This is a genomic window from Mesorhizobium sp. WSM4819 (assembly GCF_055811215.1).
The window spans coordinates 26776-53348 of sequence record NZ_JBVVQO010000018.1 but is presented as its reverse complement, the minus strand read 5'-3'; the positions used below and the strand labels follow the sequence as shown (position 1 = coordinate 53348).

At 62.5% G+C, this 26573-nt stretch carries 26 protein-coding genes; 16 read left to right on the top strand and 10 right to left on the bottom strand.

Features of this window, described 5'->3' with window-relative positions; all coding sequences use genetic code 11:
* Nucleotides 1-29: 29 nt before the first annotated feature.
* The 4 genes from AC0L18_RS17770 (at nucleotide 30) to AC0L18_RS17755 (ending at nucleotide 3034) form a co-directional block, all read left to right on the top strand.
* The gene (locus AC0L18_RS17770; RefSeq protein ID WP_473493552.1) at nucleotides 30-326 is read left to right on the top strand and encodes a nucleotidyltransferase family protein; all 297 of its coding nucleotides are present in this window, start codon (nucleotides 30-32) and stop codon (nucleotides 324-326) included.
* Nucleotides 326-676, top strand: a complete 351-nt coding sequence (locus AC0L18_RS17765) for a HepT-like ribonuclease domain-containing protein (protein WP_091591583.1) — start codon at nucleotides 326-328, stop codon at nucleotides 674-676. Before AC0L18_RS17770 ends, AC0L18_RS17765 begins: the two co-directional genes overlap by 1 nt.
* A gap of 135 nt (nucleotides 677-811) precedes the next feature.
* Nucleotides 812-1456 (top strand): dihydrofolate reductase family protein, encoded by a 645-nt coding sequence (locus AC0L18_RS17760; protein ID WP_473493551.1) that lies wholly within the window; start codon nucleotides 812-814, stop codon nucleotides 1454-1456.
* A gap of 318 nt (nucleotides 1457-1774) precedes the next feature.
* Nucleotides 1775-3034, top strand: a complete 1260-nt coding sequence (locus AC0L18_RS17755) for an IS110 family RNA-guided transposase (protein ID WP_473493550.1) — start codon at nucleotides 1775-1777, stop codon at nucleotides 3032-3034.
* 187 nt (nucleotides 3035-3221) lie between these two features.
* Here the strand turns inward: AC0L18_RS17755 and ppk2 are convergent, their stop codons facing one another.
* Nucleotides 3222-4142, bottom strand: coding sequence for a polyphosphate kinase 2 (gene ppk2 / locus AC0L18_RS17750; protein WP_473493549.1), 921 nt, complete (start codon nucleotides 4140-4142; stop codon nucleotides 3222-3224).
* Between the two features lie 256 nt (nucleotides 4143-4398).
* Between ppk2 and AC0L18_RS17745 the strand changes: the two genes are divergently transcribed.
* Nucleotides 4399-5442, top strand: coding sequence for an aldo/keto reductase (locus AC0L18_RS17745; RefSeq protein WP_473493548.1), 1044 nt, complete (start codon nucleotides 4399-4401; stop codon nucleotides 5440-5442).
* Nucleotides 5443-5476: 34 nt separating this feature from the next.
* Here AC0L18_RS17745 and AC0L18_RS17740 read toward each other — a convergent pair whose 3' ends face one another.
* A complete protein-coding gene (locus AC0L18_RS17740) occupies nucleotides 5477-6448 on the bottom strand; it encodes a glycosyl transferase family 90 (protein WP_473493547.1) in 972 nt (323 codons plus the stop codon).
* 202 nt (nucleotides 6449-6650) lie between these two features.
* Between AC0L18_RS17740 and AC0L18_RS17735 the strand changes: the two genes are divergently transcribed.
* Nucleotides 6651-6809, top strand: coding sequence for a hypothetical protein (locus tag AC0L18_RS17735; RefSeq protein ID WP_023798419.1), 159 nt, complete (start codon nucleotides 6651-6653; stop codon nucleotides 6807-6809).
* 258 nt (nucleotides 6810-7067) lie between these two features.
* On the opposite strand, the gene AC0L18_RS17730 is transcribed toward AC0L18_RS17735, so the two are convergent.
* Entirely contained in the window at nucleotides 7068-7325 is a 258-nt protein-coding gene (locus tag AC0L18_RS17730) for a DUF982 domain-containing protein (RefSeq protein WP_023798420.1), read from the bottom strand.
* 148 nt (nucleotides 7326-7473) lie between these two features.
* On the opposite strand from AC0L18_RS17730, the gene AC0L18_RS17725 reads away from it, so the two are divergent.
* Together AC0L18_RS17725 and AC0L18_RS17720 are read left to right on the top strand one after the other, a co-directional pair.
* A complete protein-coding gene (locus tag AC0L18_RS17725; RefSeq protein WP_473493546.1) occupies nucleotides 7474-8727 on the top strand; it encodes a multidrug efflux MFS transporter in 1254 nt (417 codons plus the stop codon).
* A 34-nt stretch (nucleotides 8728-8761) separates the two neighbouring features.
* Complete coding sequence (locus AC0L18_RS17720) at nucleotides 8762-9136, top strand: DUF423 domain-containing protein (protein ID WP_473493545.1); 375 nt, start codon at nucleotides 8762-8764, stop codon at nucleotides 9134-9136.
* A gap of 32 nt (nucleotides 9137-9168) precedes the next feature.
* On the opposite strand, the gene AC0L18_RS17715 is transcribed toward AC0L18_RS17720, so the two are convergent.
* Both AC0L18_RS17715 and AC0L18_RS17710 read right to left on the bottom strand, forming a co-directional pair.
* Complete coding sequence (locus AC0L18_RS17715; protein WP_473493544.1) at nucleotides 9169-9333, bottom strand: hypothetical protein; 165 nt, start codon at nucleotides 9331-9333, stop codon at nucleotides 9169-9171.
* A gap of 68 nt (nucleotides 9334-9401) precedes the next feature.
* The gene (locus AC0L18_RS17710; protein WP_473493543.1) at nucleotides 9402-9545 is read right to left on the bottom strand and encodes a hypothetical protein; all 144 of its coding nucleotides are present in this window, start codon (nucleotides 9543-9545) and stop codon (nucleotides 9402-9404) included.
* A 137-nt stretch (nucleotides 9546-9682) separates the two neighbouring features.
* On the opposite strand from AC0L18_RS17710, the gene AC0L18_RS17705 reads away from it, so the two are divergent.
* The gene (locus tag AC0L18_RS17705; RefSeq protein WP_473493542.1) at nucleotides 9683-10765 is read left to right on the top strand and encodes a LacI family DNA-binding transcriptional regulator; all 1083 of its coding nucleotides are present in this window, start codon (nucleotides 9683-9685) and stop codon (nucleotides 10763-10765) included.
* A gap of 319 nt (nucleotides 10766-11084) precedes the next feature.
* On the opposite strand, the gene AC0L18_RS17700 is transcribed toward AC0L18_RS17705, so the two are convergent.
* Nucleotides 11085-12278 carry an OpgC family protein gene (locus AC0L18_RS17700; RefSeq protein ID WP_473493541.1) on the bottom strand — a complete coding sequence of 398 codons (1194 nt, stop codon included), beginning with the start codon at nucleotides 12276-12278 and terminating at the stop codon, nucleotides 11085-11087.
* 203 nt (nucleotides 12279-12481) lie between these two features.
* Here AC0L18_RS17700 and AC0L18_RS17695 point away from each other — a divergent pair, with 203 nt between their 5' ends.
* Nucleotides 12482-13153 carry an alpha/beta hydrolase gene (locus AC0L18_RS17695; protein ID WP_473493540.1) on the top strand — a complete coding sequence of 224 codons (672 nt, stop codon included), beginning with the start codon at nucleotides 12482-12484 and terminating at the stop codon, nucleotides 13151-13153.
* 13 nt (nucleotides 13154-13166) lie between these two features.
* Here AC0L18_RS17695 and sthA read toward each other — a convergent pair whose 3' ends face one another.
* Nucleotides 13167-14555 (bottom strand): Si-specific NAD(P)(+) transhydrogenase, encoded by a 1389-nt coding sequence (sthA, locus tag AC0L18_RS17690; protein ID WP_473493602.1) that lies wholly within the window; start codon nucleotides 14553-14555, stop codon nucleotides 13167-13169.
* A 222-nt stretch (nucleotides 14556-14777) separates the two neighbouring features.
* Here sthA and AC0L18_RS17685 point away from each other — a divergent pair, with 222 nt between their 5' ends.
* The 3 genes from AC0L18_RS17685 (at nucleotide 14778) to AC0L18_RS17675 (ending at nucleotide 17168) form a co-directional block, all read left to right on the top strand.
* Nucleotides 14778-15242, top strand: a complete 465-nt coding sequence (locus tag AC0L18_RS17685; protein WP_473493539.1) for an RDD family protein — start codon at nucleotides 14778-14780, stop codon at nucleotides 15240-15242.
* A 137-nt stretch (nucleotides 15243-15379) separates the two neighbouring features.
* The gene (locus AC0L18_RS17680) at nucleotides 15380-16144 is read left to right on the top strand and encodes an arginyltransferase (RefSeq protein ID WP_027154654.1); all 765 of its coding nucleotides are present in this window, start codon (nucleotides 15380-15382) and stop codon (nucleotides 16142-16144) included.
* 127 nt (nucleotides 16145-16271) lie between these two features.
* Complete coding sequence (locus tag AC0L18_RS17675) at nucleotides 16272-17168, top strand: DMT family transporter (RefSeq protein WP_473493538.1); 897 nt, start codon at nucleotides 16272-16274, stop codon at nucleotides 17166-17168.
* Here AC0L18_RS17675 and AC0L18_RS17670 read toward each other — a convergent pair.
* Nucleotides 17156-18364, bottom strand: a complete 1209-nt coding sequence (locus tag AC0L18_RS17670; RefSeq protein ID WP_473493537.1) for an AI-2E family transporter — start codon at nucleotides 18362-18364, stop codon at nucleotides 17156-17158. The genes AC0L18_RS17675 and AC0L18_RS17670 overlap by 13 nt on opposite strands.
* 249 nt (nucleotides 18365-18613) lie before the next feature.
* Nucleotides 18614-20866 (bottom strand): DNA topoisomerase IV subunit A, encoded by a 2253-nt coding sequence (parC, locus tag AC0L18_RS17665; protein ID WP_473493536.1) that lies wholly within the window; start codon nucleotides 20864-20866, stop codon nucleotides 18614-18616.
* Between the two features lie 252 nt (nucleotides 20867-21118).
* On the opposite strand from parC, the gene AC0L18_RS17660 reads away from it, so the two are divergent.
* Nucleotides 21119-22309 carry a hypothetical protein gene (locus AC0L18_RS17660; RefSeq protein WP_473493535.1) on the top strand — a complete coding sequence of 397 codons (1191 nt, stop codon included), beginning with the start codon at nucleotides 21119-21121 and terminating at the stop codon, nucleotides 22307-22309.
* Between the two features lie 233 nt (nucleotides 22310-22542).
* Here AC0L18_RS17660 and aspS read toward each other — a convergent pair whose 3' ends face one another.
* Complete coding sequence (gene aspS / locus AC0L18_RS17655) at nucleotides 22543-24333, bottom strand: aspartate--tRNA ligase (RefSeq protein ID WP_473493601.1); 1791 nt, start codon at nucleotides 24331-24333, stop codon at nucleotides 22543-22545.
* 257 nt (nucleotides 24334-24590) lie between these two features.
* Here aspS and AC0L18_RS17650 point away from each other — a divergent pair, with 257 nt between their 5' ends.
* Both AC0L18_RS17650 and AC0L18_RS17645 read left to right on the top strand, forming a co-directional pair.
* On the top strand, nucleotides 24591-25094 hold the full coding sequence (locus AC0L18_RS17650; protein ID WP_473493534.1) for a DUF3280 domain-containing protein: 504 nt from the start codon (nucleotides 24591-24593) through the stop codon (nucleotides 25092-25094).
* Between the two features lie 161 nt (nucleotides 25095-25255).
* On the top strand, nucleotides 25256-26500 hold the full coding sequence (locus AC0L18_RS17645) for an MFS transporter (RefSeq protein WP_023798438.1): 1245 nt from the start codon (nucleotides 25256-25258) through the stop codon (nucleotides 26498-26500).
* Nucleotides 26501-26573 lie beyond the last annotated feature (73 nt).

Genomic DNA, 26573 nt, shown 5'->3' with positions numbered 1-26573 from the left:
ATTCTGCTGCAATCCGCTAGAATGGACCCATGAGCAGGGACGAGGTCATCGAACGGTTGCAGAGAAACGCAGATGCCATCAAAGGCATGGGCGCGACTTCGCTGTATCTGTTCGGGTCGGCAGCGCGGGACGATGCCCAGCCGGACAGCGATCTTGATCTGTTCATCGACTATGACCCGGCGCGGCGCTTTTCTCTGATGGACCTGGTCGGGATCAAGCAATTTCTGGAAGAGAAGATGTCAACGGAAATCGACATCACCACGCGTGACAGCCTTCATCCCATGTTGAAGGCCGAGATCGAACGATCGGCCGTGCGCGTATTCTGATGGCCGTCCGCCGGATCGAGCCTATCCTGGCCGAGATCATGGCGGCTTTGGATGGCATCAGCACTGCCACCGCCGGCAAGACTCTGGACGACTTTCGTGACGACTGGCTGCTTCGTCATGGCGTGGAGCGCGGCATCGAGATTATTTCCGAAGCCACCCGACACATCCCGGACGACTTGCTCGCTCTTGCTCCAGAAATTCCCTGGAAACAGATTCGTGGAATTGGCAACGTTTTGCGTCACGAATACCACAAGACTTCCGACGCCATCGTCTGGACCGTAGTGACAGACAGTCTGTCGCCGCTCCGCCTAGCTGTTGAGCGCATACTCGAGGCGTCGCGGCGCAAGTAGCTGCTGCAACTACCCCTTCTTTGCGAGCCAAACGAGCCGCTTTCTGCTCGGCAGCGAAATACTGCTTGCAAAACGCAATCGGTCTAGATAGAAACAACTGCTTGCATTTCACAACTGGATTAGAGGGAGGTCCTCATGTCAAAGCTTCGCGTCAACGCTTTCACCGTATCTATCGACGGCTTCGGCGCCGGTCCCGACCAGGACCTGAAAGAGCCGCTGGGCGTCGGCGGGGAAGCCCTGCACACATGGATGTTCGGCACCCGAAGCTTCCGCAACATGTCCGGCGAAGATGGCGGGACCACGGATACCGACGACGCGTTCGTAACGCGCAGCTTCGAAAACACCGGCGCGTGGATCATGGGCCGCAACATGTTCGGACCGATCCGCGGCGCTTGGCCCGATGACACCTGGAAGGGCTGGTGGGGAGACAATCCGCCCTACCATGTGCCGGTTTTCGTACTCACCCACCATCCGCAGGAACCTATCGTCATGGAGGGCGGCACGACTTTCCATTTCGTGACCAACGGCATTCACTCGGCGCTGGAAAAGGCAAAAGCCGCGGCTGACGGCAAGGATGTCCGGCTCGGCGGCGGCGTCGCCACGATCCGGCAATATCTGAGGGAAAAGCTCATCGACGACATGCATCTGGCGATATCGCCGATGCTGCTCGGCTCAGGCGAGAACCTTTTTGCCGGCATCGACATGGTCAAACTCGGCTACCGCTGCAGCGAGCAGGTGGGCACGCCGAATGCCATGCATGTCACCATCGAGCGGGCGTGAGCCTGGTTAAGTTCCCCCTTCTCCCCTTGTGGGAGAAGGGGGCCGAGCGAAGCTCGGTCGGATGAGACACATCGCCCGGCGCCGGGCGCCATCGTAGATGAAAGGTGCGCGGGCCGCTTCTCTGGTATATCGGCTTTGGACGCGCGAGCATCCGAGGCCGACACCCATTGTTGCTAGCGAGCACGCGATGAGACTGGCCCGCGCTGCTTTTAGGTATCATCGATTGTCGCCGCCGGGAACCCGGCGAGCACGTATGGCAGGCTCTGCTTTCCCGTCGCAGCGCAGCTCGCCCGTCCACCCGAACTGAGGAGAGGAAGCATGGTGGACGTTGTCATCGACTGTTGCGCGGGTCTTGATGTGCACCAGGGCACGATCGTGGCCTGCGTGTTGGGCGGCAAGAGCAACCGGGGGAGCAGAAGCCGCCCCGGCAAGACGATCAGGACCTTTGGCACGACGCGTGAGAAACTGCAGTCGCTTGTAGCATGGCTGAAGGCAGAAGAAGTCACCCATGCGTGCATGGAGGGGAGCGGGGTCTACTGGATGCCGGTCTTTGCCGCGCTGGAGGCGAGCGAGGCGGTCGCGCCGATCGTGGTGAACGCCAGCCACATTAAGAACGTGCCCGGCCGCAAGACCGACGTGAAGGATGCCGAGTGGCTTGCCCATCTGGTCCGCCTGGGCCTGGTGCGCAACAGCTTCGTGCCGGACAGGCCGTTCCGCGAGCTGCGCGAGCTCACGCGCTATCGGCGCAGCCTCGTCGAGACCCAGGCGTCGGAGCGGCAGCGGCTGATCAAGCTGCTGGAAGGCGCCGGCATCAAGCTGGCCGGCGTGCTCAGTGACGTGTTCGGTGTCAGCGGCCGGGCCATCGTGCGGGCGCTGATTGCCGGCACCCATACGCCGCAGCAAATGGCAGCGCTCGCCCGCGGCACAGCGCGCAAGAAGTATGCAGCCCTTGTTAAGGCCCTCGATGTGCGGCTCGAAGGTCATCAGCGCCTGATGCTGGAATGCCAGCTGCAGCGGGTCGAGAGGGCCGAGGCCGACATCGCCGCGCTTGACGTCGAGATCGATCGCCGCCTCGATCCCTATGCCGAGCACATGGCGGCCTTGCTGCGTGTGCCTGGCATCGACCGCGTGGTGGCCATCAGCGTGATCGCCGAGATCGGCATCGACGTCTCGATGTTCCCGACCGCTGCTCATCTTGCCGCCTGGGCCGGCGTCTGTCCGGGCAACCATCAGAGCGCCGGCAAGAGCAAGCCGACCAAAGCGCGCAAGGGCAATCGCCATCTCAAGACCGCCCTGTGCAATGCCGCCATCAGCGCCTCAAAGAAGACCGGCAGCTATTACAAGGCCAAATACCACAAGCTCAAGGCCCGCCGTGGCGGCGGCAAGGCCGCGCTTGCCCTCGCCCACAAGCTCCTGCTGGCCGTCTATCACGTGCTGCGCGGCTCACCCTTCCGCGATCTCGGCGAGACCTATCTCGACAAAATCAACGTCAAGCGATCCGCCGCCCGCCACGTCAAGTACCTCGAAAAGCTTGGTTTCTCCGTTAAAATCGAGCCCTTGGCCCAAGCCGCTATCTAATTGAAATGAAACAAAGTTTGAGGTTAGTTCATGGCAGGGTGTTCCAGCTTGGCGCACACCTACGTTCAAATCGGGCGCACAGCGCCAGGATCACCAGCGCCTCATTTCTTCCAACACCCCTCTTCCGTCTCGGCGCTGCGCGCCGATCCACCTTCTCCCACAAGGGGAGAAGGAAGAGGCGCGCTCCTCAATACTTCTCCGGAACATACAGCTCGCGCGGTAGCACCTGGCGCTCGTATTCTGGATTGAAGACGCGATCGGGCAGCGTGATCTCTTCGTGCGGCACTTCCTCATAAGGCATTTGCTTGAGGAGATGATCGATGCAGTTCAGCCGCGCCCGCTTCTTGTCGTTGCCCTCGACGATGAACCAGGGGGCTTCGGGAATGTTGGTGCGGGCGAAGGTCTCTTCCTTGGCCTTGGTATACTGTTCCCAGCGCACGCGCGACTGCAGGTCCATCGGCGACAGCTTCCACTGCTTCATCGGATCATGGATGCGCATCTGAAAGCGCATCTGCTGCTCCTCGTCGGTGATGGAGAACCAGTATTTGACCAGGGTGATGCCGGAGCGGACCAGCATGCGCTCGAACTCCGGCACGTCGCGAAAAAACTCCTCGACCTGGTCCGGCTCGGCGAAGCCCATCACACGTTCGACGCCGGAGCGGTTATACCAGGAGCGGTCGAACAGCACGATCTCGCCGCCTGCCGGCAGATGCGGCACGTAGCGCTGAAAATACCATTGCGATTTCTCGCGCTCGGTCGGCGCAGGAAGTGCGACGACGCGGCAGATGCGCGGATTGAGCCGCTGGGTGATGCGCTTGATGACGCCCCCCTTGCCGGCCGAATCGCGGCCCTCGAAAACCACCACCAGCTTCTTCCTGGTGTAAGCCACCCAGGACTGCAGCTTGATCAATTCGGATTGCAGCGTGATCAGGTCGCGAAAATATTGCGGGCGATCCATCGAGGGCGGATGCGCGTTCTTGTAGATCCTGGCGATTTCCAGCGACAGCGCCGGTTCCGACATCTCCAGCTCGTAGTCCTCGTCGAGCGTGTCGGCGAGTTCCGCTTCCAGCCAGTCCCTGGCGGGAGAATTCTGTTTTGCTTCGGTCATTTATGCTGCTCCGCGTGCACGCCCGCGTCGGCCTCGGCCTGCCGGCCGAGATCGGACACCTTGAGCCGACTTGCATATAGGCCGGCAATGACGGTTTTATTGCAGCCGGCCCGCACGCCGGTCGCCCAACTCCGCGAGATGTGATCGATCAGCCTGCCTGGCACGCACGACAAGCGGCTCGAATTGTCCTACAAATGCCAGGTTTCCCCGAGCAACCTTCAAAGCACCCTTTTCAACGCAATCGCGAGGATCTGACATGGAATACCGCACACTCGGCCGTTCCGGGCTGAAGGTTTCGACGCTGACCATGGGCACCATGACTTTTGGCGGCGCTGGCGCATTTTCGGCGGTCGGCAAGACCGATCTCGACGAGGCACGCCGGATGATCGACCTCTGCATCGATGCCGGCATCAATCTCATCGACACCGCCAATGTCTATTCGAACGGGCTTTCGGAAGAGATCATCGGCGAAGCGCTCGGCGGCAAACGCAAGGGCGATGTGCTGATCGCCTCCAAGGCGCGCATGCGGATCGGCGACGGTCCCAACGATGAGGGCCTGTCGCGCTATCATCTGATCCGCGAGTGCGAGAAGAGCCTGAAGCGCCTCAGGACCGACGTCATCGACATCTATTTCCTGCACGAATGGGACGGCACGACGCCGCTCGAAGAGACCATCGCCGCGCTCGACACGCTCGTCAGCCAGGGCAAGATCCGCTATGTCGGCTGCTCCAACTATTCCGGCTGGCAAGTGATGAAGGCGCTGGGGATCAGCGACCGCCAGCACCAGCCGCGCTTCGTCACCCAGCAAATCCACTACACGCTGGAAGCGCGCGAAGCCGAATATGAACTGCTGCCGATCTCGGTCGACCAGGGGCTTGGCGTGCTGGTATGGAGCCCGCTCGCCGGTGGACTGCTGTCCGGCAAATACCACCGCGACCAGGCCACCGCCCGCCAGATCAGCGGCTGGACCGAACCGCCGATCCGCGACGAGGACCGGCTGTGGCGGATCGTAGACGTGCTTTCCCATATTGGCGAGAACCATGGCGTTTCGGCGGCGCAGGTGGCGCTTGCCTGGCTGCTCGGCCGGCCCGCGGTCAGTTCGCTGGTGATCGGCGGACGGACCGAAGTGCAGTTCAAGGACAATATCGCCGCAGCCGGCCTGGTGCTGACCAGCGATGAGCGCGCACGCCTCGACGCTGTGAGCCGCCCGCCCGTTCTCTACCCCTATTGGCACCAGCAATTCACGGCAAAAGACCGGTTTGGTCCGGCCGATCTGGTTCTTGACCGGGAGGACATCTGACAACGATCCGGATCAGCTCGAAGTCGCCGCGGGCTTAGCCTGAAATAAAACGCCAGACCTCGGGATCAGGCTCGATCTGGCCGCTGAGCACGAAATATTTGTAGAGCACGAGCAAGCAGATCGCCTGCTCGGCCCGCTCGTCGGCGAACTTGCGGCAATAGGCGTTGGCGGCGGCAACGATGCGTTCGGCCTCAGTCGGATGCCGTTCGAGATATTGCACCCGCTCGGCAAGATCCGTGAAATCGGGTTCGAGCGGCACATAGTGAACACCAGCCACGAGTTCGCTTTCGGCGAACCATGTCTCATATGTCGGCGGTGGCATCAGGCACAGCGAATTCGAACTCATGACCCATTTCAAGTTGGTCGCCACATCGTTGCCTTCGAGCGAAATGATGTAGCGACAGCGCCGCTGCTGGTCGATGCTCAGATAAGACTTGCGATATTCCGGCGCTGCCGTCGGTTTGGGCGTTCCGACATCGCAAAAGGGCAGATCGCGCGCAACCTCCAGAAGCAAGGTCCTTATCGGGTTGTTGAGCTCGCCGCGCCACACCGCAACCGGAAGCTTGTCCGCGAAGGCTACATCGTCGGCGGGCATGTGAAAGTGGCGGAACTTGTTGAGCTTGAACAGCACCCCGTTGCTGTTGTCGCCGGCGATCGGCCGATCCTTGACGATCGACGGTATCGCAGGCACGTCGACGACGTCGCCGAATTCGAGATCGATGCGCAAATCGGGATCGAAGTAGCGGGTAAATTCCTTCAGATCGTAGTAATACATGCTCCGGCCTCTCGGTAGCCGGCTGACCGGCACGGCCCCGCCGCTCGGCGCGAAAGCGTCCTGCAATCTGTTGTAGCAGTTGAGACGCGCCCGGACCGATCCGTCCGAAAGCCTGGCCTGATCGAGCAACCCGGCGAGCCTGCGGCGGAACAGCGCCTGCGGTGCGATATCGCGCACGGCATTGCGCGCATAGTAGAATAGCTTCTGTGCGTTTCTTTGAAGGGTGGCCATCGGTCACTTGGTGAAAAATCGGCTTGTGATTTGCCCCCGGTCCCTCCTACACCATTGTGCCGGCTATCTTGCAAGCCACGGAACCGTGTTCAGCCGGCCTGCCTGGCTGTCCATGGAGCCGATCGCTCTTTGCGGTGTTGTGTTTGTAGCCCAATGCTCCTAGGCAGGGCTAAGAACCTTTGGGATTGTGAAAGGAAGAGATATGGCGCGAGCACCGAATTACGGCCAGGAACGCAAGGAACGCGACCGGCAGAAGGCTGCCAAGAAGGCGGAAAAGCAAGCGGCCAAGGTTGCAGCCAAGGAACGTTCGAAGCCGGAAGACGAGACCACGTCCGAGACCGAAACGGAAACCGCAGAGTAAACTGCAGGGCAATCGCTTCATAGTGACGGCGAGAAGGGAACTGGCCGCAACTTTGGCGCGCTTTCTGCAACGCCGGAGATTGGCGAAACCCTTGGTGCAGGCCGCTTTCTCCCGTCCGGTGAGAAATGCCCGGTCCACCCTCCGCAGCTGCTGCGGAGGACGGGCAGGGCAAGAGGGGCAGCGCAAGCTGAAGCGATTGCCCCTTAGTAAAAGCGCACCCGGCCCGCGAGGCGGATCAGATCAGATTTCGCTGCGTCTTCAGACCGGCGCCTTGTCGCTGACGAAAACGTTCACTTCGCGGGCGGCGGCGATGAAGGCACGCCTTGCGATCATTGCCGGTTTGTCGCCGGCCAGCGCATCATGGCAGGCCTGCAGCGCTTCGCGATGCTTTGGACTGCGCTTGCCGGGCCAGTTGTTGAGGAGGTAGTCGGAAGCCTCGCGGGCTGTGCGCAAGAGCTGAGTGGTTCCCGCCGCGCCCTTGACGGTCACGGGTGTTTCAAATCGGTTGTTTTCCATCGCCGCTCTTACGCCATCGCCGCTCGCGAAGCGAGCGCGAAAGTGGTTGCCACCGCAATCACGCCGCGAAGCTGCTAATCCCCTGGCAGGCAGGCCGCGCCAGTTCTTGTGCAATGATGCCGTCGAGAGGCTGCCGGACAGGACAGACATGCCGCAAGACCCTGCCACCCAAGGCGCCCACAATATCCATTGGCGCCGCAATCTCGCCGTGTGCTTTGCCGGCTCGTTCAGCACGCTTGTCGCCATGACTCTGCTGTTGCCCTTCCTGCCGCTTTACGTCGAGCAGCTGGGCGCCGAGGGCCACGCGGCTGTTGTGCAGTGGTCCGGCATCGCCTATGGCGCGACCTTCTTCGCCGCCGCGCTGGTCGCGCCGCTGTGGGGACGGCTTGGCGACCGCTACGGCCGCAAGCTGATGCTGGTGCGCGCCAGTTTCGGCATGGCCGTCTGCATGTCGCTGACCGGCATGGTGGAAACCGTCTGGCAATTGGTGCTGCTACGCCTGCTGATTGGTTTCGCCGGTGGCTATTCCTCGGGCTCGACCATTCTCGTCGCCATGCATACGCCGAAGGAACGGTCGGGCTGGGCGCTCGGCGTGCTGTCGGCCGGCATCACCGGCGGCGCTCTCGTCGGTCCCTTGCTCGGCGGCGCGCTGCCGCCCTTGATCGGCATCCGCGCCACCTTCCTGCTCGCCGGCGGCGTCATTTTCCTGGCGTTCCTGGCAACTACTTTTCTCATCAAGGAGGACCCTCGCCCGGCAGCCGACAAATCGGCATCGACTGAGAATCTGAAAGGCGGATGGTCGCAAATCCCGGACAAGCGCCCGGTCGTCGCGATGCTGGTGACCGGCATGCTGCTGAGCTTCGCCACCATGTCGATCGAGCCGATCATCGCGGTCTATGTGCAGCAGATCATCGAGGACCAAAGCCGGGTCACGCTGATGTCCGGCGTGGTCATGTCGGCGGCGGCACTTGGGGCCATCCTGTCGGCCTCGCGTCTCGGCAAGCTCGCCGACCGCGTTGGCCACTGGAACGTCATCGTTGCGGCGCTGGCCGTTTCGGCGCTGCTGCTGATCCCGCAGGCTTTCGTCACCCAGGGCTGGCAGCTCGTCGGCCTGCGTTTCCTGATGGGACTGGCGCTTGGCGGCCTCCTGCCATGCATCACCAGCGTCATCCGCCATAATGTTCCGGACGGCGTCGGCGGCAATGTGCTCGGTCTGTCGATCTCGGCGCAGTATGTCGGACAGGTTGCCGGGCCGCTGCTCGGCGGCTTCGTCGGCGGTCATTTCGGCATGCGCGCGGTGTTTCTCGGCACATCCGCGCTGATGGCGGGTGGAGCGGCGTATAATTGGCTGGTCCAGTCGCGCCGCGCACGCGACATGCTGGTGCAGGCGGGCAAATCCTGACACCGTTTGCGGGCCACTTCACGGAGTCCAAGAAATGAGCACAACCGACCACCCAGCAAGCGGCATCGGCCGCATCCTCGTTTTCGCCGGCGGCCTGTGCGGCGCGGCCGGTGTGGCGCTTTCTGCCGCGGCGGCACATCTGGGCGGCGCTTTCGTCGGCACGGTCGCGTCCTTCCTGCTCATGCATGCACCGGTCTTCCTTGCCGTCGGCCTCGTCGGCGCAAACCGGATCATGCGAACCGCAAGCCTTATTCTTCTCGTCGGGCTCGTCTTGTTCTGCGGCGATCTGCTTGCCCGCGACTTCCTCGGCTCGCGGCTTTTTTCGATGTCGGCGCCGATCGGCGGCACCTTGCTCATCGCCGGCTGGCTGGCGGTTGCGGCCTCGGCGCTGAAGCGCCCGCGCTCCTGAGGCGGCCGGATTCGGCTTCCGCCAAACGACGGTCAGTCAGACGATGGCCACTTTTGCCGGCGCTTTGGCCGGACCGGCAGGTCGCGATTGCGTGCCGCCGGCTTGGCCAGTCGCCGCCGCTCCGGCCTGTCGATGGCCGGCGAGATGCCCCAATAGTTGCGATAGATCTCTTCGAACAGATGATTGATCGGGTGCATGGCTTGGTTTCCTTTTCGATTTGAGATTTGAATCGATCCAATCGACAGGCATGAAAAAGTGCTGCCGATCAGTTCCGCCTGCGCTCCACAAGAAAGCGAAGATCGCGGATCCACGGGCCGGCGCTGCCGCGGCCTGTCCGGGTCGCCGGCTTCGAATTTATGCTCCAGTCGTTGCGATAGACGTCTTCGAACAGATAATTGACGGGGTGCATGGCTCGCTCCTTGCTGAATCGATCCAATGACGACACTCAATTGGATCGATTCAAAACTAGGCTTGGACCGCGCCGATGTCAAGCAAAATTTGAATCGATCCAACAAAGGTGCTAGATAGCAGGCTGGAGGCAGAAAAATGGCATCATCCAGCGAAAGCAATACCAGACCCATCCGGCTGGCCGACATCGCCAAGGCCGCCGGGGTGTCGCACGGCACCGCCTCCAACGTCTTCAGCCGTCCCGAGATCGTGCGCGAGGAAGTCCGCGAACGGGTCAAGGCGGCGGCCGAGGCGATGGGCTATGCCGGTCCCGACCCCAAGGGCCGGCTGCTGCGCGCCGGCAAGGTCAACGCGATCGGCGTCGCCACGACCGAGCCGCTGTCCTATTTCTTCGATGATCCCTTTGCCCGCGCGATGATGGCCGGCATTTCCGACGCCTGTGACGCCACCGGCGCGGGAATAGCGCTGGTATCGGCCGGCAACCAGGAAAAACTTGCCTGGAACATCCAGAGCGCGCTGGTCGACGGCTTCATCCTGTTCTGCATCGAGGGCGGCTCACGGCTTGTCGAACTGACGCGCGAACGCAAACTCCCCTTTGTCGCGCTTGAGCTCGGCTTCGACGACGACACCGTTTCGGCAATCGGCGTCGACAATGTCGCCGGCGCCCGCCTGGCGGCGCAGCATCTCGCCGAGCTTGGCCATCGGCGCTTTGCCGTGCTGGCGCTGCCCTTCGCCGACGGCAGCACCGGCCTTGTCTCGCCGGAGAAGGTCCGGACGGCCCTTTACACCGGCACGCGCGATCGCCTCGTCGGCTATTTCGAGGCGTTTTCCCGATATGGTGTCGATACCGCCGGGATACCGGTATACGAGACCGAAAACGACGAAGCCAGCACAAGGGCCGGCCTCGAAACGATCTTCGCCTCGGCAGCGCAGCCGACCGCCATCCTGGCGATGTCGGACCGGATCGCCATGGTCGCGATCGAATGGTTGGCCGCGCGTGGCATTGCGGTTCCCGGCGACGTCTCCGTAGTCGGCTTCGACGGCGTGCCTGACGCCGCACTTTGCGATCCTCCGCTGACCACGGTCGCGCAGCCAATCGCCGAGATCGGCCGCCGGGCAGCGCGAACGATCCTCGATTTCGACGGCACGGTGCGGCGCGAGACGCTTGGCGTCGAGCTTGTCGTCAGGGCATCTTCGGGACCGCCGCCCAAGGCAGCCTGAGCCCGGTCGTCAAATTAATTTAATACGTGGCGCGGTTTCCTGCGCCTGGCCAGTGTTCTTGCCCCGCCCGCAGGGAGCGCGAGGTGACCCCCCGCGTGTACAAGCCTCGGTCAGGGCCCGGACCTTTGGGCTCGTCACCCACAGCCAGCGCGACCGTAGCGCGACCGATCCGGCACCGCTGCCTCCCCGCCCTTTTTGTCCCGATTACTATCCGGACTAGGGCGGGATGCATTCGAATTGAACTTGGGATCCCGCTCTATCTATTTGTTTTAGCCGCATTTCTGAGACGCCAAGTGATTCCACTCGGCTGCAAAAATCTCTAGGGGTTGCTAGTTGCCATGCCGCCCACGCCGAAGGACGCATGGATCGGCGGCGCCTGGCTGCGGACCGGCTTGCTGTTGCCGCCAATAGAAGACAGCCATTCGAGATAATAGGCGAGCGCGAACTGCATGGCGATGCCGGCGGCGATCAGCAGGCTGTCATAGGCAAATCCGCCCGGGTTGATCAGCTTCATCACCTGCGCCGCCATGGCGATCAGCGTGCCGGCGATGAAAATCGGCAGCGATCGCTTGCCCAATATGGCGAGCGGATGATCGCGGCTGGTGCGGAAGAGGTTGGAGACAGAAGGAAACGCCACGATCAGATAGCTCACCGCCAGGATGTGCAGCAGCCTCGGCAGCGACAAGAAGGTCTTGTCGAAGCCGGTCAGCACTACGGGCAGGTTCAGCCACGACACGTGCCCCCATAGCGGGCTGTGCACCCAGACCAACGCCGTCGCGACATAGGCCGCCGACGCGCCGACCAGCCAGCGATTGACCGGAATGACGCCGCCGCGCCTGATGTGCAGCATGCTCGCCAGGCCGATGTTGAAGAGGAACTGCCACGACAGCGGATTGAGGAACCAGAAGCCGGGCTCCGGATAATTTGGCGGGGCGATTTGGTAAATCCCGGCAACCAGCCACAGAGTTCCGGACAGGGCGAGCGCCGTGAAAGGCCGGTAGCTGATGAACAGCAGGAAGGTTGGCGCCATCAGCAGCAGCACCGCATAGACCGGCAGGATATTGTTGTAGCCAAGCTGATGGCCAAGCATGACGATGCCGACCAGCACATGTTGCGGGTCCCTGATCAATGGCTCGATGTTGATCAGGGTCAGCATGTCCGGCCGCTTCGCGAACATCGCCGCCGCGCAGAAGATGGCCAGCACCGCCATCGTCGTGACGATGTGGGCGACATAGAGCACTCCGGCGCGGCGCCACAATTTCAGTGTCGCCAGGAGCCGGTCTCCGGACTGGAATTTTGCGCCGTAGGCGAGCGCGACGGACATGCCGGAGATCAGCACGAAGGCCTCGGCGGCATCCGAAAAACCGAAATTCTTGTAGGTCAGGGTTTCGAAAACCGTGCCCGGGACATGATCGACGAATATGATCAGCAGAGCGAGAGCGCGGAACACATCGATGCGCGTATCGCGCTCCGGGATACGCGGCCCGCGATCCGGTGAAATTGGCATGGTCATCGATAAAAGGCCTCAAAGCTGGTTGTTCATGCCGCGATCGATGCGACCGCCGGACGCACCGCTTCGATTCCTCCCGCAGGAGCGTATCGGCAAACAAACGGACTGAAATGCGCCCGGTTCAATCAACTTTGAAGGAGCTCGAAAATATTCCGTTTTGAAGCCGGCAAATGAATAAAAACCACACGAAATCAAAAGGATGCAATATGGCCGAAAAACCTCCGGAAGACGGCTTTTTGCGGCGCGAGCTGCCGTTTTTCTACCGACTTTACCGGCCCGTGGATGCAAGCGGCGAATGCCTTTTCCTGCTGCACGGATCCGGCGTCGACGAGACGACGCTGGTGGCGCTGGCGCGGCAAACCGCACCGCGCGCCGTGCTGGTGACGGTGCGTGGCCGTATCGCCCAGGAGGACGGTTTCCGCTGGTTCGCGCGGATCACGCCGACGCGCTTCGAACAGGACAGTATCCGCACCGAGGCCGACGCTTTCGCCGGCTTCATCACCGCGGCCGCGAAGCGCCATGGTCTCGATCTCGCTCGGACGAGTTTCCTCGGCTATTCAAACGGCGCCAATCTGGTTTCGAGCGTGATGCTTTTGCATTCCGGCCGCATCGAACGGGCAGCGTTGCTGCGCCCGATGGCGGTGCTCGACGACGTGCCCCCGGCCGATCTGTCCAAAGCGCGCGTGCTGATCATCGCCGGCGCAGATGACCTGACCTACGCGCCCTTCGCGCCGGCGTTGGTCGCATTGTTCGAATCGCATGGCGCCGCGGTCGAGGCCCACACCATCGGCTCCGGCCATGAAATCGGCGACCGGGATGCTGAAATCGTCAGGCAGTGGCTGGCGGGCCCGGCAGCCGCCATCGCGCAGGCGAATTGATGAGTCCGTCGCCCTATGCCCGCCCCATCCGGTTCCAGGCATCCAGCCCGGCGATCTTGTAGGCTTCGGCCAGCGTCGGATAGTTGAAGGTGTTGTTGACGAAGAAATCGACGGTGCCACCGAGATTGATCACCGCCTGGCCGATATGGATCAGTTCGGTTGCGCCCTCGCCGACGATATGCGCGCCGAGCAACCGGCGTGTTTCGATCGAGAACAGAAGCTTCAGGAAGCCGGTGTTGACGCCCATAATATGGCCGCGCGAGGTTTCGCGGAAGCGCGCCACGCCGACCTCATAGGCGCCGCCGCCCTCGCGCACCTGCTCCTCGGACTTGCCGACGGTCGAGATTTCCGGCACGGCGTAGATGCCGTAGGGAAAGGTTTCCGGCGGCGGTGGCAACGGCACGCCGAAGGCATGGCAGGCGGCCACCCTGCCCTGCTCCATCGAGGTCGAGGCGAGGCTCGGAAAGCCGATGACGTCACCGGCGGCATAGATGTTCGGCGCACTGGTCCGGAAGCTCTGCGGGTCGACCTTGATGCGGCCCCGGGAGTCGGCCTCGATGCCGACCACATCGAGGCCGAGCGCGCCGACATTGCCGGTGCGCCCCGCCGCATAAAGCACCATCTCCGAGCGTATGCTGCGGCCGTCGGCAAGCGTCACCTCGGCATAGTCGGGTTTCGAGGCGATCTCCTTGATCGCACTGCCGAGCCGGATCGTCATGCCGCGGTCGCGCATCTGATGGATGAAATCGTCGACGATCTCACGGTCGACGAAATCGAGGATGCTGTCGCGCGGCTCGACCAGCGTCACCGGCACGTCGAGCGCCGAAAAGATCGTCGCGTATTCGACGCCGATGACGCCGGCGCCGATCACCGTCAGCGTCCGCGGCAGGCGCTCGAGTTCCAGCATTTCGTCGCTGTCGAAGACACGGATCTTGTCGAAGGGCACGTCGCGCGGCCGGTGCGGGCGGGTGCCGACCGCGATCAGCGCATGCGCAAAACCGACCTCGCTGTAGTCGCCGGTGTCCGTCGTCAGGCTGGCTCTGTTGGGACCGAGAAACTTGACTGTGGCGCGCGCGCTCTTGACCGTGTTGCGCATGAACTGGTGCTGCAGCACCTCGACCTCGTGATCGAGCGTCTTGTGCAGGCGTTCGATCAGATCACCGACCGATATATCCTGCTTGACCCGGTAGCCGCGCCCGTAGAAGCCGCGCTCGCGCCAGCCCGAGAGGTTGAGCACGGTTTCCCGCAGGGTCTTCGACGGGATGGTGCCGGTATGCACGGACACGCCGCCAAGGCGCCGGCCCCTGTCGGCCACCAGCACGGATTTGCCGAGCTTGGCCGACTGCACCGCGGCGCGGCGCCCTGAGGGCCCGCTGCCGATGACCAGCATGTCGTAGTCCATATTGGCCCTGTCCCTCGCCCCTTGGGCGCATTTGCCGTATTTGTTGCGCTGCAGCAAACTAACGTCATCCGTGCTGCAAATTCAACCGATCCAGTCTACATTCGGCGTTGCCTCCGGTAGCAGGGACGAAAAAAGGCTCGATCTTGATTCCGCCGCAGGACTTCACCATTTCAACACCAGGCGGTCCGCACCCTATGCCGGGCCTGATTGCGAGGAAATGACATGAACGCGCGCGTTCTCGACGGCGAAATCAGCAGGCTCGATGATGTCAGGGCCTATGATGGCGTGCGCACGCGGCGTGTCCTCGCCTTCATCATCGATTATTGCATCGTCGCGCTGCTCACCATTCCGTTCGCGATCCTGGTGTTCTTCCTCGGGATTTTGACGCTTGGCCTTGGCTGGATGCTGTTTTCCATCCTCGTGCCGGTCGTCGCCATCCTCTACATCTGGAACACGCTCGGCAGCGCCGACCAGGCCACGACAGGCATGAAGATGATGGGGATCCGGCTCGACCGTCTGGACGGCACCCGCATCGACGGGCTGACGGCGGTGGTGCATTCGGTTCTGTTCTGGGCCGGCAACGTCATCCTGACGCCGCTGGTCCTTCTGGTGTCGCTGTTTGCCGACCGCAAGCGCACGCTGCACGACCTGCTGCTCGGCACGGTGGTCAGCCGCAGTGACCGCTGAAACAGCTTTTCACCAGTCCCAGCGAGCATTTATGTGCAAAGTGAAGGCGTCCGGTAGCCACACTTTCACAATCCTGTTGAATTTTTCGCCGTGCGCGCCAAAGGTATGATGATTCGCAGGAGTGTTTCCAAGGGTCGATGACGCAGCATCCAACCCAGTCGCCGCAGTTCTTCCTGACCGCGCCGTCGCCATGCCCGTATCTTGAGGGCCAGTTCGAGCGCAAGGTGTTCACGCATCTGGTCGGCGACAAGGCATCGGAGATGAACGACCTGTTGACGCAAGGCGGCTTCCGGCGATCGCAGAACATCGCTTACCGGCCGGCCTGCGAGACTTGCCGCGCCTGCGTTTCGGTGCGCATCCTGGCGCAGGAATTCACTGCCAGCCGCAATATGAAGCGGGTGATACAGCACAATTCAGACCTCATCGGCGCGATGCACGACGCGCAACCGTCGACCGAGCAGTATTCGCTGTTCCGCAGCTATCTCGATGCCCGCCATCGCCGCGGCGGCATGTCCGACATGACGGTGCTCGACTACGCCATGATGGTCGAGGACACGCATGTCGACACCAAGGTCATCGAATACCGGCGCCGCGGCCCCGACAGCTTTATCACCGGCAAGGGCCAGGGCGAGCTGATCGCAGTCGCACTCACCGACAAGATGGCCGATGGCCTGTCGATGGTCTATTCCTACTTCAACCCGGACTTCGAGGACCGCTCGCTCGGCACCTTCATGATCCTCGACCACATCGCTCGCGCCAGGGCGATGGGCTTGCCCCATGTCTATCTTGGCTACTGGGTCAACGGCTCGCGCAAGATGAACTATAAGATGCGCTTCATGCCGCAGGAGCATCTCGGCCCGAAGGGCTGGGAACGCTACGACCACGAAGCGGTTTCGCGCTGATCCGCTCTTTCGCCAACCATCCTTAAACTGCTTCAAGGAGGATGCTTCTGGTTTTCGGCTGCCTGGCTGAAACGCCAGACGCTGGGCCAATTTTGCGCCTGCCTCCAAATTCATTGCGGGAACTGCCATGTCGTCTCACAACGATCATCAAAAAGGCCTTCTCATCACCGCCATCGGCGGGCTGACGTTGACCATCGACATTCCATTGATCCGGCTCGCCGACGGCGGCGCATGGACGATCCTCCTGCTGCGCACCGGCACCACCCTGGTCGCGGCGCTGATCATCTGGGCTGTGTGGCGCTCGCTGAGCCGTAACGCGCCCCAGCTCATCCCCGGCTGGTCAGGGCTCGTCGTCGCCCTGTGCTACGGCCTGACCTCGGTTACCTTCGTCATCAGTATCTATCACACCACGACCGCCAATCTGGTCTTCATCCTGGCCTTCAACGCCGTGTTCGCGGCGCTGCTGTCCTGGCTGTTCCTGAAGGAGCAGCCGCGACTGGTCACCGTGATCGCGATGCTGGTCATGATCGTCGGCGTCGCGATCATCGTCGGCGATTCGATCGGCACCGGCCACCTGTTCGGTGATCTCATGGCGTTGTGCTCGGCTTTCTTCATTGCGCTGGCCATCACCATCTCGCGCGCCAGCGGCAAGGACATGGGGTTCACTTCGCTGATCGGCGTGATCCTGCCCCTGGCCGTCGCGGTGTTCATGGTTTCGGGCGAAGGGTTCCAGGTGAACGCGCCGTGGTGGATCATCTTCAACGGCGCCGTCATCATGCCGATCTCGTTCTTCTGCCTCGCCAACGGACCGAAATATATTTCGGGACCGGAAGTGGCGATGTTCTATCTGCTCGAAACCGTGCTGGCGCCGGTCTGGATGTGGATGATCTTTGCCGAGACGCCGTCGCGCAACAGCCTGATCGGCGGCGCGATCCTGATCGTCACGCTGGTTGTCCATTCGCTATGGCAGCTGCTTGAGGGGCGAAAACGCCGCGCCAGCCTTGCAGTCCGTCACCCGGCCTGAGACTTCTTCTCGGCAACGATTTCGATTTGCGGCGGCGCCCCTTCGAGTTCCGCCGGCGCTGCGGGGGCAAGCTCGTCCGCCAATTCCACCTCGCGCAGCCATTCGCGCCAGATCGCGACCAGCAACGCCATCAGCACCGGACCGATGAACAGGCCAAGAAAGCCCATCGTCTTGACGCCGCCGACCAGGCCGAAAAAGGTCGGCAGGAACGGCAGCTTTATCGGGCCGCCGACCAGCTTCGGCCGCAATGTCTTGTCGACGATGAACAGTTCGACGCTTCCCCAGATGAATAGCGCCAAACCGGCCATCGGCGAGCCGCTGGCGGCGAGATAGATCGAAACAAGCGTGAAGGACAGCGGTGCGCCGCCGGGGATCAGCGCCATGATGCCGGTCAGGGCGCCCAGCGTCACCGGCGACGGCACGCCGGCCAGCCAGTAGGCCACGCCCAGCACCACCCCCTCGCCGATGGCGATAATGGTCATGCCGGTCACCGTCGAGGAAATCGTCGCCGGCACGACGCGTGAAATCCGCTCCCACCTGGTCGGCAGGATGCGTTCGCCGAGACGGTCGACCTGGCCGGCGAAATGCTCGCCGTCGCGATAGGCAAAGAACAGCGCGATCATCATGAACAGCAGCGCCAGCAGAAGGCCGAAGGCGCTGCCGCCGGCGGCCAGCACGCCGCGGTAGATGCTGCCGATGTTGGCGCCGCTGATCAGCTGGATCAGTTCGCCGATGCCGCCGGGATGGCCGAGATTGCGCGTCCACTGCTCGTTCAGCCAGTCGCCGACCACCGGCAGCGTGGCGATCCAGTGCGGCGTCACCGCGCCATGGCGGTTGGTCTCGATCGCCCAGCCAACCCATTCGCGGACTTCGTTGCTGGCGTAGGCGCCGGCGAGCGCGATCGGAACCACCAGGAAGGTCAGGATGAACAGGATCGCCAATGTCGCGGCGACCGTGCGGTTGCCGCCGACGGCAGCAAGCAACCGCCGATAGAGCGGCCAGCTGGCAAAGGCGATGACCAGAGCAGCCAGCACCGGGACCAGGAAACCATGAAAGAAATAGACCCCGGCGGCAACGATCAGCACCAGCAGCCACCGCGCCGCCGACAGCGGCGGAATGACCGCGGATCTAACCGGCGTCGACAGGCCGAACAGGCGCTGCTGCCCTTCCGGCTTCCGAACCCTCGTTTCCTTCAAGTGCCCATTTCTCCCAAACGTGTCCGCGCTCTATGTAGCGATGCTTATGCACCATGATAGTGCAGCAATCGTGACGACATTCCAAATGCTGCTAATCTCCCCCCTCGAGGGGGAGACGTCGCCGAAGGCGACAGAGGGGGTCGGAACGTTCAGACGCGACCCCTTACCATGAACCGAGGAGGCTGGCGCTTCATGCGCGGGGCCCCCCTCTGGCCTGCCGGCCATCTCCCCCTCAAGGGGGGAGATTACCTACCCGAATTTCCCCGTCCTCGGGAATCCCTTCGGCACCATGCGTCCAGCCGAGGCTCGGGCGCCGATCCATTCGACTAGCTCTTCACGTGATTTGATGAAGGTGCGGTCGGCAGAATCCTGCCAGGAGAGACCGCTTGCGAGCGTGAAGGTCTTGAGGTCGAGGACGCCGCCATCCTTGTATTTCTGCAGGCGAACGCCCTTGCCGCGCCCCATCTCGGGGATTTCGGCGAGCGGGAAGACCAGCATCTTGCGGTTCTCGCCGACGATGGCGAGATGGTCGCCGCCGACCGGCATGCAGCGCTGGGCCTCGTCGGGCGCCTTGACGTTCATCACCTGCTTGCCCTTGCGGGTGTTGGCGACGACTTCCTCTTCCGGCACGATGAAGCCGTTACCGTCGTGCGACACCAGCAGCAGCTTGCGCCTGGGATCATGGACAAAGGCGGTGACGATGTCCTGGTCGTTGTCCATGTCGACGATGATGCGGATCGGTTCGCCATGGCCGCGCCCGCCCGGCAGCCGGTCGGCGCCGATCGTGTAGAACTTGCCGCCGGTGGTGAAGACCAGCACCTTGTCGGTGGTCTGGGCGTGGAAGGCGAGCTTGAGGCTGTCGCCCTCCTTGAAAGTCAGCAACGAATGGTCGGTCAGGTGACCTTTCATCGCCCTGAGCCAGCCCTTTTCCGAAACGACCACGGTGACCGGCTCGCGCTCGATCATGGCATGGGCGATGTCGGTCAGGTCATGTTCGGGGGCGTCGGCAAACTGGGTCCGGCGCTTGCCGAGCGCGGTCTCCGGTCCGAATTTCTCGCGGATGCTGGAGACTTCCCACTTGATCGTCGACCACTGCCTGGCATTGGACGCGAGTAGCGTCTCGATCTGCTTCTTCTCGGTGGTGAGACCGTCGAATTCCTTGCGGATCTCGAATTCCTCGAGCTTGCGCAGGGCGCGCAGCCGCATATTGAGGATGGCTTCGGCCTGGTTGTCGGTGAGCGACCAGCGCGCCATCATCACTTGCTTGGGCTCGTCCTCCTCGCGGATGATCCTGATCACCTCGTCGATGTTAAGATAGGCGATCAGATAGCCGGCGAGGATCTCCAGCCGCCTTTCGATCTCGCCCAGGCGGTGCCTGGAGCGGCGGATCAGCACCTCGCGGCGGTGCTCCAGCCATTCCTTGAGCACGCCTTTCAGCGACAGCACGTTGGGTATCTTGCCGCGCGACAGGACATTCATGTTGAGCGGAAAGCGGCTTTCGAGCTCGGTCAGCTTGAACAGCGATTCCATCAGGATGCCGGGATCGACCGAACGGCTCTTCGGCACCAGCACGACGCGGACGTCTTCGGCGCTCTCGTCGCGGATGTCCTCGAGCAGCGGCAATTTGCGCGCCATCAGCAGCTCGGCGATCTTTTCGATCAGCCGCGCCTTCTGGACGCCATAGGGGATTTCGGTGACGACGATGCTCCAGGTGCCCCTGCCCTGGTCCTCCTGGCTCCATTTCGCCCTGACGCGGAAACCACCGCGACCGGTCTCGTAGGCTTCGAGGATCGAAGCGCGGCTGTCGACGATGATGCCGCCGGTCGGGAAATCCGGGCCTTGGACGAAATCCATCAACGTCGTCACCGGCGCATCGGGGTGCTCGATCAGATGCAGGGCAGCGTCGCAGAGCTCGGCGGCATTGTGCGGCGGGATCGAGGTCGCCATGCCGACGGCAATGCCGGACGAGCCGTTGGCGAGCAGGTTGGGGAAGGCGCCGGGCAGCACGACCGGCTCCTCGTCCTCCTCATTGTAGGTTGGCCGGTAGTCGACCGCATCTTCGGTGATGCCGGACAGCAGCTCGGTCGCCACGTCGGTCATGCGCGCTTCGGTGTAGCGCATGGCGGCGGCGTTATCGCCGTCGATATTGCCGAAATTGCCCTGGCCGTCGACCAAGGGATAGCGCATCGAAAAATCCTGCGCCAGCCGCACCAGCGCGTCGTAGATCGACTGGTCGCCATGCGGATGGAACTTGCCCATCACCTCGCCGACGATGCGGGCGCATTTGGCGAAGCCCTGGTCGGGGTTGAGCCTGAGCAGCCGCATGGCATGCATGATGCGGCGATGGACCGGCTTCAGCCCGTCGCGCACATCCGGCAGCGCCCGGTGCATGATGGTCGACAGCGCATAGGCGAGATAGCGCTCTTCCAGCGCTTTCTTCAGATCGATCGGCTCGATATTGTCGCCACCGCCATCGCCAGGCGGCAAAAGCCTTTTTCCCATAGGCTGGGACTAGCCGAGCGGGTGATTCGCGGCAAGAGGCGCCTGAATGGGGCAGCCTCTTGCGCAATACGAACTGGACGCCAGCAACATCACTCGGTTACATCCCGCTTCTATGGCAATGGATCGGATTTGCCTTTCGCCGTGGTTTTCGACCATTGTGCGGCGGAAGCGCCTTTTTCCCGTCCAGTTCGTCACGGAAGGGTGACGGCGCAACAAATTGAAAAATCTTCAGCACACTCTCAGGGAACCGCGATGACGATCAGACGCTCGACACTCAACAAACTCGCTTTTTCGACCTTGCTGCTGACGCTGCCGCTGAATGCGGCCCTCGCGCAGGATGCGGCGGTCGCCGACCGGCTGAAGGCGGCTCTCGCCGCGCAGGGTGTCGACATCTCCTGGACCGGGGTGACGGGCGATGCCTCCAGCATGGTGCTGCAGGGCGTGGCCCTCAAACCGGCGGCCGAAAAGGAAGCGCTCAGGATCGGCGACATCAAGCTCGAAGGCGTGACCGAAGCCAATGGCGGTTATGAAATCGAAACCGTCTCGACTTCGGCATTCCAGCACAGCGAAAACGGCGTCACGCTCGACCTCAGCCCCTTCATCATCCACGACATGACGGTTCCGGCCGACGGCGCAACAGGCCCGCTCGGTTCAATGATGATGTATGAATCGGCCGAGCTCGACAACATGACGGTCAAGGTCGCCGACAAGACCGCCTTCTCGATGGACGGGCTCGCCATCGAAATCACCCCCCCAGCCGACGGCAAGGCGATGGCGTTTTCCGGCACCACGGAAAAGTTCAATGCCGACCTGACGCTGGTCGAGGACCCGAAGTCCAAGGACGTGATCAACGCGCTCGGCTACCAGAACATCACCGGAAACCTTGCCATGGAGGGCGCCTGGCAGCCTGCGGACGGCAAGATGGAGCTGTCGAAATACGACATCTCCGTCGACAATGCCGGAACGCTCGGCATGACCTTCGGTTTCGGCGGCTACACGCTCGACGTCATCAAGTCGCTGCAGGAGATGCAGAAGAAGATGGCGGCGCAGCCCGAAGGCGCCGACAATTCGGCGCAAGGCATGGCCATGCTTGGCGTTTTGCAGCAGCTTTCGTTCAACAGCGCTTCGATCCGCTTTGACGACGATTCTCTGACCAACAAGGTGCTGGACTATGTCGGCAAGCAGCAAGGCATGTCCGGCAAGGACGTCGCCAACCAGGCCAAGGCGGTCGTGCCTTTCGGCATGGCGCAGCTCAACAATCCGGAATTGACGGCGCAGGTGTCGGCTGCGGTCGGCAAATATCTCGACGATCCGCAGAGCATTGAGATCCTGGCCGAGCCACCGGCAGCGGTGCCGTTCGCGCTGATCATGGCAGGCGCCATGTCCAACCCGGCGGACCTGACGAAGACGCTTGGCGTGACGGTCAAGGCGAACGAAGACTGATTGGGGCGGGGCGTCAGCGCCGCCCCTCATCCGCCTGCCGGCACCTTCTCCCCGTATAGTGACGGGGAGAAGGGAGACGCCCGCGACGTTGGCGCCCATCTTGCAACGCTGGCAGTTGGCGAAATCATTCGTGACAGTGTCTTTCTCCCCGTCACTATACCGGGAGAAATGCCCTGCAAGGCAATGAGGGGCAGCGCAAAACGACAGCGTTTAGAGTCGGTTGCGGGAGGTTTTTAACCCTCTTTCTTGGTCACGGCGACGCGCAGCGACAATTCGCGAAGCTGTTGCGGGCTGGCTTCCGCCGGCGCGCTCATCAGCAGATCATAGGCCTGCTGGTTCATCGGGAACATCGTCACTTCACGCAGGTTCCTGGCGCCGACCAGCAGCATGACGACGCGGTCGATGCCGGCCGCCATGCCGCCATGCGGCGGTGCGCCGTACTGGAAGGCGCGGTAGAGGCCGCCGAAGCGCTCCTCGACCGTCTCGCGATTGAGCCCGACAGTCTCGAATGCCTTGACCATGGTTTCCGGCAGATGGTTGCGGATGCCTCCGCTAGCGATCTCGAAACCATTGCAGACCATGTCATACTGGAACGCTTTGATGCCGAGCAGATCCTCGCCGTTGAGCGCATCGATGCCGCCCTGCGGCATCGAGAACGGGTTGTGGGCGAAATCGATTTTTTTCTCGTCCTCGTTCCATTCGAAGAAGGGAAAGTCGACGATCCAGCATAGTTCGAAACGGTCGCGATCGACCAGGTTCAGCTCGTCGCCGGCGCGGGTGCGCGCCGCGCCCGCGAACGAGACGAACTTTTTCGGGTCGCCCGCGACGAAGAAGGCGGCGTCACCATCGGCAAGCCCGAGTTGGAGGCGGATTGCCTCGGTGCGCTCCTCGCCGATGTTCTTGGCGAGCGGACCGGCGCCTTCGAGCTTCTCGCCCTCCTTGCGCCAGAAGATATAGCCGAGGCCCGGCTGGCCCTCGCCTTGCGCCCAGGAATTCATGCGGTCGCAGAAAGCGCGGGAACCACCGGTCCTGGCCGGAATGGCCCAGACCTCGGCCTTCGGGTCGTTTGCAAGGATGTTGGCGAACACCTTGAAGCCGGACTCGCGGAAATGTTCGGAGACTGCCTGCATCTCGATCGGGTTGCGCAGGTCCGGCTTGTCAGTGCCGTATTTGCGCATGGCGACGTCATAGGCGATGCGCGGAAACTCCTGCGTCACCGGCTTGCCGGCGGCAAAGGTCTCGAACACGCCCCGCATCACCGGCTCCATGGTCGCCAGAATGTCGTCCTGCTCGACGAAGCTCATTTCCAGGTCGAGTTGGTAGAATTCGCCCGGCAGCCGGTCGGCGCGCGGGTCCTCGTCGCGGAAGCAAGGCGCTATCTGGAAGTAACGGTCGAAGCCCGACACCATGATCAATTGCTTGTATATCTGCGGCGCCTGCGGCAGCGCGTAAAAGGTGCCGGGATGGATACGTGACGGCACCAGGAAATCACGCGCGCCTTCGGGCGACGAAGCGGTCAGGATCGGCGTCGAGAATTCGGTGAAGCCGACCTCGCCCATGCGCTTGCGCATCTCGGCGATGATCTTCGTGCGCGCCACGATGTTCTTGTGCAGCGTGTCGCGGCGCAAATCGAGGAAGCGGTATTTGAGACGGATGTCCTCGGGATAGTCCGGCTCGCCGAACACCGGCAGCGGCAGTTCCTTGGCCGCCGACAGCACTTCGATCTCGCGCGCGAAAACCTCGATTTCGCCGGTCGGCAAATTGGCGTTCGCGGTCTCGGCCAGACGGGCCTTGACCTCGCCGTCGACGCGGACGACCCATTCGCCGCGCACGGTCTCGGCAATCTTGAAAGCCGGCGAATCCGGGTCGGCGACGATCTGCGTCAGGCCATAGTGGTCGCGCAAATCGATGAACAGCAGGCCGCCATGATCGCGTACGCGATGCACCCAGCCCGAAAGGCGAACGGAAGAGCCGACGTCGCTTTTCCTCAACTGGGCACAGGTATGGCTGCGGTAACGATGCATTGTCATGGGTAAGTCCGGATGTCTGATTGCGGCCAAGGCATGATGGCCCAGCCCGAAAATTTGCGCGAAAAGCACATGAGAGGCCGCCTTTGTCAAGGCAGGCGTCGCCCGGGCAGCATCTTGATTCGAACTTCGGCTTCGTCCGTGGCTGTGTGAAAACTCCGCACCACAGTCAAAGTGTAGAATTTCCTCCGCCTGATCGTGATCAGCGTGGCCGAGCCGTGTACAATGGCCGTCACATTGGCGGGAGGACTACCATGCGCATTCGCACATTGACTGTCCTGGTGATGCTGCTTGTCGGCACCTGCGCATTTGCACACGCACAGACAAAGCCGATGTCCATCGAGGTGTTTCCTTTCGAATTGGAAGACAAGAGCGCTGGCGCAGGCATAATTCCGCCGGATGAACATGATAGGCGCTATCTGTCCGAGTCGGCACAAATGGCGAAGGACATGCTCTCCCAGTCAGGGCGTTTTACAGTGCTTGATGTGCCAGCCGGGGATGAGCAGCCGGTGGCGCCGCACGGACTGCGCAATTGCGGCGGCTGTGAAAGCAAGATCGCCAAAGAGCACGGCGCGTCTCTTGCCTTGCTGGGCGTCGTAACGCGCGTCAGCCGAACAGAGCATACGATGTTCATTCGCATCCTCGACGCTGATACCGGGCAACCTGTTTCGCAGGGTTTTACCGATCTGCGGATGGGTGCGAATTATGCGTGGCCCCGCTCCGTCAAATGGCTGATGACAAACAGAATTCTTCGGTAGGGCGGCAAGCCACCCGAGTGCGCCATCGGCAGCGCGAAGGATTCCCAGCTAAAATCAAACTGATACGTTGATAGCCGGCGCTGGCCTGCTAACCGCCGGCAATTGCCGCTGGCATTGGCGTGGGCGATGGTTCAAGAAGGATCAACCACAGGCCCTCCTTCATGTCCTCCATGCGCCCGCTGATCCCGCTTCTTATTGCCGCCGGCATCCTGCTCGGCGGCAACGGCCTGCAGAGCACCTTGATCGCATTGCGCGGGGCGCAGGAGGGGTTTTCGGCCTCGACCATCGGCCTGATGGGGACGTTCTATTTCGCCGGCTTCCTGCTCGGCTGCCTCGCCGTCACCCACATCATGAAGGCCGTCGGCCATGTCCGCGCGTTTTCCGCGCTGGCGGCGATCGCTTCGGCCGGGACATTGCTTTTGGTGCTGGTCGTCGACCCGGTCATGTGGTGCGCGTTGCGTCTCGCCGGCGGCTTCTGCTTCGCCGGCCTGTTCACCATCATGGAAGCCTGGCTCAATTCCGGGGCCGCCAACAAGGACCGCGCGCGGGTGCTGGCCATCTACCGGATGGTCGACATCGGTTCGGTCACCGGCGCACAGTTCCTGATCCCGATCGTCGGCGCCGGCGGTTTCGCCATCTTCGCCGTCATGTCGATCATGATCACGCTCTCGCTGGTGCCGGTGTCGCTCGGCGATCGCTCCAATCCGACCCCGCCCGAAGACGTCAAGCTCGACCTCGCCCGCGTCTGGCGGATCTCGCCGCTCGGCTGCTTCGGCTGCATTGCCGTCGGCGTCACCAATAGCGCTTTTCGCACCTTGTCGCCGGTCTATGCCGAACAGATCGGCATGTCGGTCACCGACGTCGTCACCTTCGTCAGCGTCGGCATATTCGGCGGCGCCATCATCCAGTATCCGCTCGGCTATCTGTCCGACCGCTGGGACCGGCGTTCGGTGCTGCTGATAACGACGTGCTGCGCGCTGCTGGCGTCGCTGGCGCTGGTGTTCTGGGCGCGCAGCGATCCGTCCCTCAACTTCGTGATCGTCTTCATCTTCGGCTGCTTCGCCATGCCGCTCTATTCGCTGTCGGCGGCGCACTCCAACGACCGCGCCGACAAGGGCGAGTTCGTGCTGATCAACGCGGCGCTGATGCTGTTCTATTCCTTCGGCGCCATTGGCGGGCCGTTCGCCGCCTCGACGGCGATGCAGTATTTCGGGCCAAGCGCGCTGTTCGTGTTCACCGCCACCGTCTACGCCATCTTCGTCGTGGTCATCCTGTACCGGATGCAGGTGCGATCGGGCGTGCCGGCCGGCCATCGCAGCCGTTTCATCGGCCTTTTGCGCACATCGACGGTGTTCGCCCGGCTGGCCAAGCGCAACGATGATTCCGATGGGCCTGCCAGGCAATGATGACGGCCCGCCAGGTCTTGAAACCCGGACAGCGGCTTGACGAAAGCCCGCGCGGCTGAAATTGAAGGAGACC